The organism is Candidatus Bathyarchaeia archaeon (assembly GCA_041447175.1).
GTDB lineage: Archaea > Thermoproteota > Bathyarchaeia > Bathyarchaeales > Bathycorpusculaceae > JADGNF01.
This window is the reverse complement of the sequence record CP166960.1, coordinates 1-14034: the sequence shown is the minus strand read 5'-3', so window position 1 is coordinate 14034 and position 14034 is coordinate 1. Positions and strand designations below refer to the sequence as shown.

Sequence of the window (14034 nt, the reverse complement as noted above, 5' to 3'; positions counted from 1 at the left end):
ACAGGGTTGACGCTGGCTGTTTAGACCATGCGTTTGACTAAGTCGTTGATGGCTTCGCCGCGGTAACCCGCTTCGCCGCCTGCACGGAAACTTTTCTTGGTTGTACCCTTGTAGCCTTTCTTTGGCGGACGCAACTTGAAAACAGGAGTGATACCTTCAAGTTTCCAGTATTGCGCTTTGCAGTTAAAAACGGCGTCGGCAAGGGCGTCAACGTTTTCGTAACCGACTTTCTGGGCGTATTCATCTGTGATTTTGCTACTGCCTGCTTTGCCGCGTTGTTTAATCATCAAGGCAACAGTTTCTTTTGATGCTTCGCCCCAAGTGATGTAGCTTTGGGCACGAATCAGCATGCCTCGAAATTCAGGTCGGCTGTCCAAGATTACAGCGTGGTTAGTGTGGGACAAGTGGAGCATTGTAAGGGTTTCGGTGGTTTCACGTTGGGCGCTGATTGTTCCGCGAACTTTGACGACGACGATGCATTTTAGGGCTTGTGTTTCTTGCTGAGACATTCTACTTCACCCAATCCATTGGAGTAATCAAGTTATACGTTTTCTTCAAAGCGTCAAAGGTAGCACACGCGAAAGACGGAACAGTTCGAGTGGAACCGTAAGTTCTGCTCCAAAGGTCCTTCACGCCAGCCAAACCCAAGATAATCTTGGCGACCTCACTAGCAACCAAACCTAAACCTCTTGGGCCAGGAACCATGACAACGCGCACGCTGCCACATTTACCTTCAACCTGGAAGGGAACACTGTGACCTCTGCCACAGCCGCATTCCCAACTACCGCAGCCCCGTTTAACAGGCACGATGTTGAGGCGAGCGTCAGCAGCAGCTTTCTCGATTGCGTTTCGCACTTGACCTGCTTTTCCAGAACCTAAGCCGAGGTAGCCGTCACGGTTACCCACACAAACGATGGCTTTAAAGCGGCTTTTCTCGCCTGCGTCAGTTTGTTTCTGAACCAAGTTAATGTTAATGACTTCCTCTTGCAAGTCAGGAAGCAGTGCATCCACAATTTGGGGCTCCACAATCTTTAAGCCGGTCAGGAAAACCTCGTCGATAGAGGTGATTTTGCCTTCTTGAATCATCTTACCCAAACGGGTTTTTGGAACCCATTCTTCCAAGTTTACTTTTGGACGTTCTCTATTTCGTCTTTGTGACATCATTCTTTCGCCTCGCCAGCGTTTTGAGCAGGCTGCGCCTCAGCTTCTTGGGCTTCAGGTTTTTTGGCTTCACTTTTCGGCTCAGCTTCAGGCTTTGCCTCAACAGTTTCAGCTTTTACGTTCGCAGGTGCTGCTTTTTTAGTTTCAGCTTTAGCTTCGGGCTTAGGTTTAGCTGCTGCTTTCGGCTTAGATTCAGCCTCGGCTTTTGCAGCTTTTGGAGCTTTAGCTTCAGGCTTCTTAGCTTTGGCGGGTTTGGCTTCCACTTGAGGGATAGGTGCGCCGTAGGCCGTTAATATGGCGTTACGGACTTCCACGAAGTGTTCACTTATCTTCTCAGGAGGCAAACCTTTAGCTAAGTAAGTTGAAAACTGGGGGGTGTACTCTTCAGGTGCCCCTAAGCTTTCAGCATATTCCTGAATGTGCTCGCCTCGGGTGCGGCCTTTTATGATTTTCTTCTTGTCGTGAGGAATCTCAACGCCTGCGTCAACAACGCCGCTCATCGTGGAAAACACTTTGGAGCCTTTTGTTGGCGAAACCAACCCTAAGTCCAAAATTGCTTCTGACACGCCGTTCTTTTTAGCTTTCAAACCACAAAGCAACCCGGTGAGGTACGCGGCGGGGACATTGCCGGTGGCAGCTTTCCAGCCGTATTTGTTCACCAACTCTTTAGTGTGGGCTGAAGCTAAAACTTCGTCACCGTGGGGTTTAGCCACGATAATCTGGGCAACCGTGTTTTTTAGGCTGCTGCGCGCAACGAGCCGGGGTTTCCCTGAAACGACAAAGCCTTTACGAGCTTGGTAATCGGTCTTTTTCTCTCTGCGTCGACGCAAAGGAACGCGGTAACGCGAACCATAAGGAGACATCTTAGCGTTTCCTCCACATGTCATGAGCTTTTGCGTAGCGTTGCATATCCGCGATAGAGGTAAATCTGCCACTGCCAGCAATCATGTAAAGCTCTCGATAGTGACTTTCAGTTATGGTGCGGTTAGCTTTCAATTCGCGGAGTTTGCGTCGTAGGGAACGGATTTTTGTCATCCAAGCTTCTTTCTTGGTGATGGTAGCGCCAGGAGAGCCAGTTTTGCTGCCGGGACCATTTCTGCGACCACGGCGTTTCTTTGACTGGATAACTTTGGCACGTCCCCGGCTGACGCCCTTGATGGGAGCAGCGGAAATTGCTTTGTCATGAACTAACTTGCGTATTTCTTCGCGGGTGATGGCTGATTCTACGTCGTCGATTCTCTGAGGGTTAATCTTAACGCGGTTCTCGCCGACTTTCAGGATGCTGGATGCCAAACGGCGTTGATTAGTAAGATTGGTCATTGTTTCTTAGCTCCTTTCTTGTTTTTCTTTTCAGACTTAGCTTTCTTCTTTTGCTTCTTTCGTTCTTTGGCTTCTTTGGCTCGCTTTGCTTTCTCCTTTTCTGCAGCTTTTGCAGCTTTCGCTTCCGCTTCTTCAGTAGCAGCCAACTCTTCCGCAGTTGGTTCCTTAACTTCTTTCACATTCACAATTTTCAAGTTAAGTTTCTTAGCTTCAGCAAGGATGTCCACCCGTTTCTTCTTACCCACAGTATGCGCAACCCGTGCGACCTGGGTAACGGGGTTAAGGGTTGCCAATTCAGCAACGTTATGGACTAAGACATCTTCAAAGCCAGATGAATGTAAGCCTCGAACCAGTTTTGGACCCTTATAGCCTATGCTGGGGCTTTCGGGCCAACCCTTAATTTTGCGGCGAACTTTGTTGTCAAGGCCGCGGGCTCTACGCCAGCTTAAACTGAATTTGTCGTACCGCCAACTTTCAGGACGCACAAAAGCGGGCTTCTTACGTTGAGCACGCGCTCTGGTTCTAAGTGCAGACTGCATTGCAGATGCGGGTTCTTTTTTCTCAGTCATCTTAATCCATTCCTACGTTTCGTTCATACACGTATATACCATCAAGGAATACACGCGGGTCCTTATTGGTGACTCTAGTCATGTTCTCAATGTTAGCTGCGGTTTGACTGACATCTTCCAAATTGGAGCCCTGAATGATTATGTCGTCAGTTTCCAAGGTTACCTTCACGTCACCAAGAATATTTGCGCGTCGAGGTCTACGTTCCCCTGTGAAGTTCTCAACTGAAACAGAGCGCCCCTCAAGCTTAACGGTGATTGGAAAGTGAGAAAACACGATTTTCATCTTGTACGTGTAACCTTTGGTTACTCCCGTAATCATGTTCTTGATGTGGGATTCAATTGTTCCAACTAGGGAGGCTTCTTTTTTGCGGGGCCAATTTGCCCAAACCTTCACGGTTTGACCGTTGGCTTCCATAAAGACCCCAGCGTGGGAGAAATCTCGCGTCAAGGTAGCTTTCTCGCCTTGAACAGTAACTTGGCGTCCCTCGATGTTCACCACTACACCATTAGGGACCTTGACTATTCGGGAAATTTCTGGTAGTCGCATAACTTACACCTTGTCAATATACGAAGCTAAGCAGTCTGCCGCCGACGTTTTTATCGATAGCTTCTTTGTGGGCAAGCACACCTTTGGGGGTGGAAACCACGAGGATGCCTACGTTTCGGGAGGGCAGGAACTTTTTCTCCCAGTTTTCAAAGTCGTTCACTTTTACTGGGAATCTGGGTTTAACGGAACCACACTTGTTAATTCTGCCCATCAGCTGAACCTTAAATTTGCCTTGCCGCCCATCGTCGATGAATTCAAATTCACCTATGTAGCCGTTAAGCTGCATGATGCGCAGGACATGGCCTAATAGTTTGGATGCAGGACTGATGATGCATTCGCGTTTGTTCCGCATTTCGTTGTTGATGATTGTTGTCAATCCATTTGTTAGGGTGTCCATTGTGTTCCTTCCTTTTACTCATATTTTTTGAAACCAAGTTTCGGCGCAGCTTCTCTAAAGCAGTGCCTACACAAATATAAATTGTAACGTCGAATCACGGGCCCATAAGCGCCACATCGTTGGCAGGGGCGTGAGCCTTTGCCGAATTTTCGTTCTTTTTTAAGTTGTTGTTTTCCCATGCTGCTTCCTCAGTTAGACGATTTCCACTCCTAAGGTTTGTTTTGTAAACAAGATTGATTCCTCGGGGGTTAAGACATGTTTGTGACCAACACTTGCTTTACGTTTGCGACGGTCACTAACGCGGTCGCCTGGTCGATTAATTGTAACACAGATATCCATGCCGAAAATTCCCACGTCAGGGTCATATTTCACGCCTGGAATTTCAATGTGCTCTTTAAGACCAAAAGCAAAGTTGCCGCGGTCATCGAAAGATTTGTGAGAAACCTTGTTATCCACAACAGGCAGAACTTTCTTTAGGAAATCGATAGCGGGTTGCCTGCGTAAGGTAACAACACAAGCGATGGGTTCACCTTTACGTATTCCAAAGTCGCGTATGGAAGTCTTCGCGTTTTTCTTGACGGGGGTTTGCCCAGCGATTTCTTTGAGAACCTTGAAGGCTTTTTCCAAAGGTTCACCTGACTTGCCCACGTTTAAGTTGACGACAACTTTTTCGATGCGGGGTCGAAGCATCGGTTGCTCTTCCCACTTTTTAACCATGGCTTCTTCAGACAACTGCCTCAGCCTCCACAGGTGATGTTAAGGGTTGACTAGCACTTAACGTGAAAACGAAGTCCAAAATGGTCTGGTAACGGGCGCCTTTTTCGTCTTCAACGATGACGAGCGCGTTTTTGCGTTTTTTGGCTTCGGTTTTTTCAATCTCGACGATTTTACCTTTCACGCCGATGTTTTTGCCTCCGGTAATTGCGACGGTGTTGCCTACTTTGAATTTCATGCAGCCGACGATTTCTTTAGACTTTAGGTTCAGTTTTAGAACATCAAAGGAGTCGTATGGGTCTTCATGAGGGTTTTTGGGGTCGGCTACTTTAACCAGCAGGTTTGATCCGTCATGCAGGTTAAGTTGGATACCACCTGGAACGGAGGTTTTGCCGTCAATACGGCAAAGTTTGAAGTCTGCATCGTCTTTGCTTATTGGACTAACGACTAAGCCTTTGTGGCTGGGCAAAACTTGGTAGTATTTGCCGGCTGTAGGCATAGAAATTATATCCATCAGACCTACAGGGAAATCGTCCTTGCGGGCTTTCCCATCCACCAAAACCTGACGTTGATGGAGTTCAATCTGAGCTTCGCGTCGGTTTTCTGCAACAAATAGCATGTCACGTAGGACAAGTGATACAGGCAGGCAATTATGAAAACTATGAGGACCTGCAGAGGGCTTCAAAACCCAAGGGTTTTCTTTCCTGTGAATTGGCCAGAATTTTGGCGCTGGTTTAGGTTTTAATCTTGCTGTTTTTCCTTTTCGACCCAAATTATGTTCCTCCTTCAGATTGAGGAGTCATTTCTTGTGAAGCTGCATCTTCCGCTGGCTCTTCAACGGTTGTCTTGACTTCAACCGCTGTTTTGGGTGCAGCAGGTTTCTTTGCAGCTTTTTCGCCTTTCTTCTTGATTATGGGCTTCTTTCGTTCAAGTACTGCTTTTCGCACTTTATCATCAAGATTAAGGTTCTTTATCATGATTTTTGAAGGATGTACCGCGACAAACACGGTTGACCCATCAACTTTTTCTCTTGTTAACCCTTCGAGGTTAACGCGGTAATGCTCCAAATCTACTTTTGAAACTTTTCCTTCGAAGCCTTTGTGGTCTCCGCGGGTTACACGAACAGTGTCACCTTTCTTAACAGGTAACGCTTTGATGCCACGTTGAGCAAGAAGCGCGGGAGAAAGAGGAGCAGACATCAGCTTGTGGCGTACATGAGCAGACGCGTTGAAGAGCATCTTGCGCTGTTTTCTTGGATTCTTTGTTCTTTGCATAATTTTCACCTACACTATTGTACTTGAGGCGCTTGCAATTCTTGGCCATCTTTCAGCTGCTTCACGCGCTACTGGACCACGAATTTCGGAGCCCTTCATTTCACCTTCAGGAGTAATGATAACTGCGGCGTTATCTTCAAATTGCACCCAAACACCGTCAATGCGTCGGAAAGGTCTTCGTTGACGCACTATAACTGCTTGGAAGATTTTTTTCCGCATGTCAGGAGCACCTTGCCTAACAGAAACAGTCACTTTGTCGCCCACTGTGGCGGAGGGGTAACGTCGTAGGCGACCTTTGTAGCTGTTAGCTTGCACCAAGCGAAGTTTTCTGGCGCCGGTATTGTCTGCACAGCGGAGAATTGAGCCAGCTAGTAGCCCGCGGGAAAGTTTTTGCCCGTGAGCGAGCATACCTTTTGCGACTAAACCTCTTCCTTTCGCTTTCGCCGCCATTTTACTTCTCCTCCACTTTCTCGACAACTACAAAGGAAACCGTCTTGCTGATTGGACGACACTCAGCAATTCTTACGCGGTCGCCTTCTTTGGCGTCAATGCAGGGCGGATTGTGGGAGGGAATGTGACCACGTCTTTTTTCGTATCGAACGTATTTGGTGCTGAACTGCATGTATTCGCGTTCAACCACCACTGTTTTATCCATTTTTGAACTAGCAACTATGCCATCCAACACGCGTCCTCGAACTGGAAGAGTTCCGTGGAAGGGGCAGTTTTTGTCGTCGCAGGTTTTCTTGGGTTGCTTGTATGTAAACGACATTACCATAACCTCTTTACTGTTTTTTTGAGGCGATCTTCAGGTTTTCCTACGAGAAGTTTGCCGTCTATTTCAACAACTGTTCCGTCGGAAAATTGGAATTGGAAAACTGCTTGGTCTTTAACTATGTTTTTAGGTTTTCCTTCTTGCTGGAGAGTTAAGATGTTTCGTGTTTCTCCGAGAACTTGCCCTTGGATGCCCAAGTAACCAGCATGATTGCTGCGGGTTACTGCGCCCATTGTGCCGACGAATTCTTCTCGGATTATATCAGGGGTTATCTTCATTATGCCTTTCGCTCCTTAGGTTTTTTAGCCCCTGCAGTTTTGGGCTTCTTTGGAGTGGCTTTTCCTGAGTTGTCGCTACTGCGGATTCCGAGTTTGTATTCGTTTTCCACCGTCAGCACTTGAGCGATGGTTTTGCGAAGTTCTCTAGCTCTCATGGGATTTTCAATAGCGCCACCAGCGCTAATCATCGTTCGGAGGTGAGACAATTCTGCCCTCAATTCATCAAGTTTCTTGGCTCGGTCTTGGGAGGACATTGCGGTTATTTCTTTCATGCGTAAAATTGGCATTACTCTTTTACCTCCTCAGTTTTTGGCTCGGCAGAACTTGGAGCTGCTTGAGGCTCAGAGTTTTCGGTGGTTTCTGGGGCGGAGTTTTCTTCAGGTTCAGGGTTAGTTTCTTCGGGTTCAGCAGTGGTTTCTGGAGCTTCAGTTTTTGGGGTTTCAGCAGTCTCGGCTTGGGCTTCAACTGGTGCCTCTTGAGGCTCAGGGGCAGGTTCAGGAGCTGGTTCGGGTGCGGGTTCGTTTTCAACAACCACAATTTGCTCGCGAACTGGCTCTTTTTTAGGCTGAACTTGGGTTTCGGGTGCCTTTGGTTCGGGCTCTTTTTCAACCAGTGAAGGTGGAAGTTCTTTGAGGATTTTTATTTTATCAGGAAAGTCTGCGTCTGGAGGCATGATTTTTACGCGGACGCCAAACATGCCAGCCTTTAGCTGAACATGAGCCTCTGTTTTACGGGTGAATTTCAAAGCGGGGTCACCACATCGTGGGAAATAGCCCGCGCGGAATTTTTCAAAACGGGCGCGTTCAGTGCGGAGTTTGCCGCTGATGACGATTTCAACGCCCAATGCGCCTGCTTCCATAACTTGGTTAACTGCCCAGAAGCCTGCGCGTCTGAAGTGGATGCCTTTTTGCAAGGCAGAAGTGACACGCCCAGCAACAACATAAGCGTTGAGCTCAGGCACTTCTATTTCAGAAACAGAAATTTGAGGATTTGCAACTTTGAAGCTTTGCTCAAGAATAGCTGCAAGTTCACGGATGGTTTCTCCTCCACGACCAATAACGATTCCTGGACGCATAGCGTAGACGACAACATGTGTGCCCAGAGGGGTTTTGGAGATGTTTACACCGCCGTATCCTGCGCGTTCAAGTTTCTTTTGGAGGAATTCGTCGATTTCCGCGTTTTTTATGGCTTCTGAGATGAAGCGTTTAACTATGGACATTAAGCTTGTTCTCCTTGTTCTGGTTTTTCGGCTAGGACAATTTCGATGTGGGATAGGGTGTCATATTTTGGTGATGCTCGGCCGTGGGCTCTTGGAGTGTAGCGTTTAATTTTCATGCCAGGGTATGCGGCTGCATGGATGATTTGAAGGCGGTCAACATCAAGGCTCTTGTTTTCAGCGTTGGCTTGGGCGTTTTGGAGGACTTTGAGAACTTTGGTGGCGGCGTTAACGGGGTAGCGGCCTGCAAATGCATGGTCAAGTCCGTGACGGTGACCTGCCTTTTTCTGGTACCTGCGGAAGGGGACGGCACGTTTTTTCTCAGTGACGTCAAGCAGGTACTCTTTGGCTTTGGTAAGCATCATTCCTTTAATGGTTCGGCACACTTCACGTGTGTGTTTATGGGATACCCTAACTTCACGTCCACTTGCTTTGACGGTTGTCTCAGGGTCCAATTCTTCGGTTATTACGGAGTATCCCCATTTTGGCATCTTGTATTTCTCCAACTGCGCAACACAACAGCGTAAACGCGATTTATATGGCTTTCCATAACACAAGTAGTTTTTAGACTAAGTGAGCTAGGTAAGTTGCCTATGGGAAACCGCGAATTCGATGCTGTGAGGTGTAGCAAACAGTGATGCCAAGGGCACTTTTAAGGGTTTTCCATGACCGAATGCCTACGGGTGCCTCTCCGACATGCGATTTCGGCTCCCACCACCTATTCTAGTCACTTTTCTTATTCTGAGGCAGTCAGATAGGTTAGCTACGTTTTGACCTGCCCTATCCCCTCTATAGGTTCTGCATACAATTGTTAATGGCATCCAAATAGGCTCCAAATAGGTTCGCAGTTTACCAGTCGCAGGAGCACCTTAAAGGAGGTTAGTGTTTTTGCGGCGGCGGGTTTTACTGGTTTGCTACAAATGCGCCTGTTCTCGGACTGGTTCGGCTTTATTTTAACGATTTTAACGTGGGTCTCTCTGCTGTGTGGGCGGGTTGTTTCGGGTATAGTTTTAAAGCTGTCTTTTGCGCCTTGAATTCCCTTGCACAATTGGAGGCTAAGCGTTTGTCTCAAACCATAACCATCACAACCCCCAAATCTGCCGCAAACAAACTTGCCCTCAACATCCCCACAGTCATGCAGGTGCTGCCAAGTCTGGAGTTGGGGGACTTCGCCGTCCTCTCTGGGTCCAGAGCAGTTTCCTACCTAACTTCGGTTCTCTGCATAAACGCGCAGTTGCCCCGTCAGCTCGGAGGCTTATCCAGCAAGGTAGTTTTTGTTGACGGCGCAAACTCTTTTAGGCTCTACCAAATCGCCAAGCTATCCCAACAACGGGGCTTAAACCCCAAGCAGGTTCTTAAGCAAATCCACATTGCACGCGCCTTCACTGCCTACCAAATGACCGCGCTGATAATGGAGAAATTGGCAAAGGCAGCAGGGGCAACGGGCGCTAAACTTGCCATCTTATCAGACAGTGCAGGGTTGTTTTTGGATGAAGAAATCGCCGACGAAGAAGCTCAAGCAATTTACCAGCAAGTGGTCACGTTTTTGGCGGCGTTGGCTAAAAAGAAACAGCTCATAATGGTCGCCACGTACCTGCCGCATAACCAGACAAAACGGAACACCGCTCTTCAAGCAGCCACCTATGAGAAAGCGAACGTTGCAGCCTCAATCATGTCCTCAGAACATCGCCGATATTTTGTGTTGCAAAAGCATCCGCGGTACGGTTTAGGTTCAGCAGAGTTCCCTTCTGCGTGTCCCACGTTGCCCGAGTTTTTCGGAGGCACAAACTGATGGGGAGAACCGTTGAGTCTTACCGTATGGCGTTGGAGGATGAAATAAACACGTGGAGAGGCTTTGCCAAAGCATTGCGAATAGACGATAAAGAAGCTTTCGATGCCCTAATGGATGCCTGCCGCAGCCACGCGTCCGCAGCAAGCAACGCCACGCGCCCCATAGTTTTTGAGCCCATGCTGATGTGCATAGCGCTTTCGCAGCAGAAAGAGGTGCAGAAACTCAGGAAACAAATCCGAGTCCTCACAGAGGACCTGCAGGCGCTTAAGCATCAGATAGGTCAGTTGTAACATGCGGCGGGGTTGGCTGCTGGATGTTTACCCTTCGGGCTTTGGCGAAATGGCAGTTTGGATAATCACCGATAACAATCAAAGAATCAGATTAACCGACCTTTTTCAGCCAAAAGTTTACGTTTCAGCTAAACAAGAAGCCCTTGAGCAGTTGGCAAGCCGTTTCTTCTCTAACCCTGACATATCCACATGGAACTTTGCCTACAAGTATGCCTACCCTACGGATACACAAAAGTCCCGAGTGCTGGAAGTTACTCTCAAAGACTGCCGACGAGTTTTTGGGTTCACGCAGGAAGTGCTCAGGTTGGGGGATTATTTGCGATATGAGGTGCACAACTGTGACATACACGGCGACCGCACTTACCTGTATGTCCATGACTTGTTTCCGCTGGCGTATGTGGAGGTTGCAGCAGGAAAAGCAGGGTTAAAGTACAGGGTTTTGGATTCCACTGAGAGCACCGATTACAGGTTGCCGCCGTTTAGAACCATGGAGTTGGCGGTTCAGATAGAAAAACAGGGCAAACTAGCAAAAACTGAGGACCCCCTCGGCAGCATAACTGTTACGCAGAACCAAGAAAAATTTTGCATAGACGGCGGTGACGAAGAAGACAAGTTGATGGGGCTGGTTGATGCGGTGGAGAGGCTTGACCCTGACCTTGTCTTGACGCAAGGCGGAGACAGCTTTCTGTTCACGTACTTGGCGCAGAGGGCAAATGTTAACGGTGTTTTGGGGAAGCTTCTGCTTAGCCGCGACCCCATGCAGCTTGCGGTGCACTCTAAGCAGGGCAGGACCTTTTTTTCGTATGGACGCACGTTCTTTAAGGCGCCGACTAGCCGCCTGTTTGGACGCATACACATAGACTGCAAAAACACGTTCATCATGAACGAAAGCAACCTGCAGGGGCTTTTTGAAGTTTCCCGAACCTGCCGCATACCCCTGCACACTGCCGCGCGGTCATCCATAGGCTCCAGCATGTCCTCGCTGCAGCTTTACCAAGCCCTAAAAGACGACGTTTTGGTTCCCCGAAACAAGTTCATACCTGAGAACTTCAAGTCCGCCTATGAACTGCTCATCGCCGACCGAGGCGGATTCGTATACGAACCCATTGTGGGAATTCATGAAGATGCCTATGAAGTGGATTATTCCTCCATGTACCCCAGTCTTATGCTGAAAAACAACATCTCCGCCGAAAACGTCCTATGCAAATGCTGCCCAAACTCCAAGCTGCGGGTTCCAGAACTCAACTACCACATATGCGAAAAACGCTTAGGCATCGTCCCCAAATCGCTCAAAATCATTGTTGAAAAGAAGCTGCAGTACCAGAAACTAATCGAGCAAACCCAGGACGCCGCGCTCAAGGAGGCGTTTGACAGCCGCAAGTCAGGGCTCAAATGGATTTCCGTGTGCTGCTTTGGCTACTTAGGCTACCGAAACGCCAAGTTCGGAACCATAGACGGCCACATTGCGGTCTGCGCGTTTAGCAGGGACACCTTCTTGAAGGCGGCTCGGATGGCAGAGAAAAGGGGGTTCACCGTCATCCACGGCATCGTCGATTCGCTGTGGCTAAAAAAAGACAAAGCCACCGCCCATGACTGCACAGCGCTTTGTGGGGAGGTTTCGCGGAAAACGGGGGTGCCGCTTCATTTTGAGGGGCATTATCGGTGGATTGTGTTTTTGCCCAGCAAGATGCACCCAAACATTGGCGTGTTGAACCGTTACTATGGCGTCATGGATGATGGAAAAGTGAAGGTGAGGGGGATAGAAGTGCGCCGCGCGGACACGCCCCAGTTTGTTTACGACGCCCAAATAGACATGATTGCGGCTTTGTCGCCTGCCCGTAACGGGCAGGAGTTTTACGCCCTCATACCCAAAGCGCTTGAGGTAGTTAAGGAGTATCGGCGTAGGCTGCTGGAGGGGGAGGTCCCAGTTTGGGAGTTGGTTATTAAGAAACGTATGTCAAAGCAGCCGTCAGAGTACAAGCAACAGGTCGCTCAGGTCATAGCTGCAGAACAGCTAAGCGCCGAAGGAGAGGAAATTCATGCAGGCACCAACGTGAGCTTTCTCATAACCGATGCCCAAAATAAACGGTGCAGTCGCAGAGTTAAAGCGCAGCCGCTGATTGAAAAAGGAACCCATCCTGACACCAGAAAATACCTGATGTTACTCTACGACGCGGCTGCCAGTCTGCTTAGCTTTGCGGGTTACACTCCAAAAACGGTTCATGACGCGGTGCGTGGTCAAAACTGCAAAACACTGGACAAATTCATCAATCAACACAAAACATGAATCAGCGGCTCTTGCTGGACAGTTTGGGGGTTTATTGGCGGTGGGTTTATTTTTTGCTCTGAACCTACCATACGGGAAGGCAGAGTCATATTGAAGGAAACTAACGGTAAAATTACCATGATGCATGGCGCAGGCGGAACCGTCATGCACAACCTCGTCAAAGACCACATCGTGAAGGCGTTTGGTGGGTTAAGCGACGCCGAAGTCCCCATAGAAGCCATGGACGACGCCGCAGTCGTCGACAACATCGTCCTTAAAAGTGATAGCCACGCCGTAAAACCCATCTTCTTTCCAGGCGGCGACATCGGGCGCCTCTCCATTTCAGGTACTGTTAACGACATCAGTTGTTTAGGCGCGGCGCCGCGGGCGTTGGCATGTGGGTTCATTTTGGAAGAGGGGTTAGCCATGGTGGATTTAGAGCGGATTCTTGCCAGCATGCGGGCAACCTGCATTGAAGCAGGTGTAGGCATCGTTACGGGCGATACGAAGGTTGTCGAAAAAGGAGCGTTGGGCGGCTGCGTCATGAACGTAAGCGGCATAGGCAAAAGAACCGCTGCCTTGGAACATGACCTTGAAGTAGTTAAACAGTATCGTGGCGGCTTTTCGGCGCGGTGGATGACCGACAGCAATCTTCAGCTAGGCGATAAAATCATTTTGTCAGGCACGGTTGGCGACCACGGCTTGGCGGTTCTTTCCGCGCAGGAGGGTCTCAAGTTTGGCAGCAACATCCTTTCCGATGTTAAACCGTTAAATCACCTTATTCAGCGGATGCTTGGTGAGGTGGGCGGCGTGGTAGCCATCAAAGACCCTACCCGCGGTGGCTTAGCAGACTGCCTGCATGAATACGCCGAGAAATCCCAGATGGGCATGCTCATACAGGAAAATAAGGTACCTATACGCGAGGATGTGCGTGCAGCATGTGAGATGCTGGGGTTGGACCCGTTGGAGGTTGGCAACGAAGGCAAAATTGTCATAGGCGCCGTTGCAGATAAAGCTCAAGAAATTGTCAAGTTCTTGCAGGGCACTCCTGAGGGTAAAGATGCTCAAATAATCGGCGAGGTCACCGCAGAGTTTAGCGGGGTGGCGATACAGACTGTAGTGGGTGGCAAACGCATCCTTGCACGACCTGTCGGCGACCCAGTTCCCAGAATCTGCTAACTAACTGACTTTGCCTACATAACTGACACTGCAACAGTTATTGCACAGTATCAAAAGTTTTCAGTTTCTAAAGGAGAAAAGGTTTGCTGGGGTTTGAACCCTAAACGGAGAGGAAGAATGAAACCCGATGATTCTTCGTTACTCTGCTCCTTCAAACCCACTCAGCTCTCTCTCCTTGACCGAGGTTTTTGAAAGAAACAAAAAAAAGGGTTGGTTGTTGGTTTATTTGCGTCTTCTTAGGACGAGTGCTGCGGCTGCG

Annotated in this window: 19 protein-coding genes and 2 pseudogenes; 4 read left to right on the top strand and 17 right to left on the bottom strand. The window is 48.8% G+C overall.

Features of this window, described 5'->3' with window-relative positions; all coding sequences use genetic code 11:
* Nucleotides 1-20: 20 nt before the first annotated feature.
* The 17 genes and pseudogenes from ACBZ72_00105 to rplV all read right to left on the bottom strand — a co-directional run bounded on the left by ACBZ72_00105 (nucleotide 21) and on the right by rplV (nucleotide 8739).
* Entirely contained in the window at nucleotides 21-509 is a 489-nt protein-coding gene (locus ACBZ72_00105; protein ID XES77302.1) for a 50S ribosomal protein L30, read from the bottom strand.
* Between the two features lies 1 nt (nucleotide 510).
* The gene (locus ACBZ72_00100; GenBank protein XES77301.1) at nucleotides 511-1164 is read right to left on the bottom strand and encodes a 30S ribosomal protein S5; all 654 of its coding nucleotides are present in this window, start codon (nucleotides 1162-1164) and stop codon (nucleotides 511-513) included.
* Nucleotides 1165-1442: 278 nt separating this feature from the next.
* A pseudogene (locus ACBZ72_00095) lies at nucleotides 1443-2024 on the bottom strand (50S ribosomal protein L18).
* Nucleotide 2025: 1 nt separating this feature from the next.
* The gene (locus ACBZ72_00090; GenBank protein XES77300.1) at nucleotides 2026-2481 is read right to left on the bottom strand and encodes a 50S ribosomal protein L19e; all 456 of its coding nucleotides are present in this window, start codon (nucleotides 2479-2481) and stop codon (nucleotides 2026-2028) included.
* Between the two features lie 179 nt (nucleotides 2482-2660).
* Nucleotides 2661-3020, bottom strand: a pseudogene (locus ACBZ72_00085) (50S ribosomal protein L32e).
* A 31-nt stretch (nucleotides 3021-3051) separates the two neighbouring features.
* Nucleotides 3052-3597 carry a 50S ribosomal protein L6 gene (locus tag ACBZ72_00080; GenBank protein XES77299.1) on the bottom strand — a complete coding sequence of 182 codons (546 nt, stop codon included), beginning with the start codon at nucleotides 3595-3597 and terminating at the stop codon, nucleotides 3052-3054.
* A 13-nt stretch (nucleotides 3598-3610) separates the two neighbouring features.
* Nucleotides 3611-3994, bottom strand: coding sequence for a 30S ribosomal protein S8 (locus ACBZ72_00075; GenBank protein XES77298.1), 384 nt, complete (start codon nucleotides 3992-3994; stop codon nucleotides 3611-3613).
* Between the two features lie 14 nt (nucleotides 3995-4008).
* A complete protein-coding gene (locus ACBZ72_00070) occupies nucleotides 4009-4173 on the bottom strand; it encodes a 30S ribosomal protein S14 (protein XES77297.1) in 165 nt (54 codons plus the stop codon).
* Between the two features lie 13 nt (nucleotides 4174-4186).
* Entirely contained in the window at nucleotides 4187-4711 is a 525-nt protein-coding gene (locus tag ACBZ72_00065; GenBank protein ID XES78700.1) for a 50S ribosomal protein L5, read from the bottom strand.
* A 7-nt stretch (nucleotides 4712-4718) separates the two neighbouring features.
* On the bottom strand, nucleotides 4719-5480 hold the full coding sequence (locus ACBZ72_00060) for a 30S ribosomal protein S4e (protein XES77296.1): 762 nt from the start codon (nucleotides 5478-5480) through the stop codon (nucleotides 4719-4721).
* A gap of 1 nt (nucleotide 5481) precedes the next feature.
* The gene (gene rplX, locus ACBZ72_00055) at nucleotides 5482-5982 is read right to left on the bottom strand and encodes a 50S ribosomal protein L24 (GenBank protein ID XES77295.1); all 501 of its coding nucleotides are present in this window, start codon (nucleotides 5980-5982) and stop codon (nucleotides 5482-5484) included.
* Between the two features lie 9 nt (nucleotides 5983-5991).
* Nucleotides 5992-6390, bottom strand: a complete 399-nt coding sequence (locus ACBZ72_00050) for a 50S ribosomal protein L14 (protein XES78699.1) — start codon at nucleotides 6388-6390, stop codon at nucleotides 5992-5994.
* 43 nt (nucleotides 6391-6433) lie between these two features.
* The gene (locus tag ACBZ72_00045; protein ID XES77294.1) at nucleotides 6434-6751 is read right to left on the bottom strand and encodes a 30S ribosomal protein S17; all 318 of its coding nucleotides are present in this window, start codon (nucleotides 6749-6751) and stop codon (nucleotides 6434-6436) included.
* A complete protein-coding gene (locus ACBZ72_00040) occupies nucleotides 6751-7032 on the bottom strand; it encodes a ribonuclease P protein component 1 (protein ID XES77293.1) in 282 nt (93 codons plus the stop codon). The genes ACBZ72_00045 and ACBZ72_00040 overlap by 1 nt, the downstream gene beginning before the upstream one ends.
* Nucleotides 7032-7319: a 50S ribosomal protein L29 gene (gene rpmC / locus ACBZ72_00035; GenBank protein ID XES77292.1), complete on the bottom strand. Its 288-nt coding sequence runs from the start codon at nucleotides 7317-7319 to the stop codon at nucleotides 7032-7034. The genes ACBZ72_00040 and rpmC overlap by 1 nt, the downstream gene beginning before the upstream one ends.
* Nucleotides 7319-8251 (bottom strand): 30S ribosomal protein S3, encoded by a 933-nt coding sequence (locus tag ACBZ72_00030; protein XES77291.1) that lies wholly within the window; start codon nucleotides 8249-8251, stop codon nucleotides 7319-7321. Before ACBZ72_00030 ends, rpmC begins: the two co-directional genes overlap by 1 nt.
* Complete coding sequence (gene rplV, locus ACBZ72_00025; protein ID XES77290.1) at nucleotides 8251-8739, bottom strand: 50S ribosomal protein L22; 489 nt, start codon at nucleotides 8737-8739, stop codon at nucleotides 8251-8253. Before rplV ends, ACBZ72_00030 begins: the two co-directional genes overlap by 1 nt.
* A 572-nt stretch (nucleotides 8740-9311) precedes the next feature.
* Between rplV and ACBZ72_00020 the strand changes: the two genes are divergently transcribed.
* The 4 genes from ACBZ72_00020 (at nucleotide 9312) to hypE (ending at nucleotide 13775) form a co-directional block, all read left to right on the top strand.
* Complete coding sequence (locus ACBZ72_00020; GenBank protein ID XES77289.1) at nucleotides 9312-10040, top strand: hypothetical protein; 729 nt, start codon at nucleotides 9312-9314, stop codon at nucleotides 10038-10040.
* Nucleotides 10040-10330, top strand: a complete 291-nt coding sequence (locus ACBZ72_00015) for a hypothetical protein (protein ID XES77288.1) — start codon at nucleotides 10040-10042, stop codon at nucleotides 10328-10330. The genes ACBZ72_00020 and ACBZ72_00015 overlap by 1 nt, the downstream gene beginning before the upstream one ends.
* 1 nt (nucleotide 10331) lies before the next feature.
* Nucleotides 10332-12617: a DNA polymerase domain-containing protein gene (locus ACBZ72_00010; GenBank protein ID XES77287.1), complete on the top strand. Its 2286-nt coding sequence runs from the start codon at nucleotides 10332-10334 to the stop codon at nucleotides 12615-12617.
* A 90-nt stretch (nucleotides 12618-12707) separates the two neighbouring features.
* Complete coding sequence (hypE, locus tag ACBZ72_00005) at nucleotides 12708-13775, top strand: hydrogenase expression/formation protein HypE (GenBank protein XES77286.1); 1068 nt, start codon at nucleotides 12708-12710, stop codon at nucleotides 13773-13775.
* The last annotated feature ends 259 nt before the right edge of the window (nucleotides 13776-14034 follow it).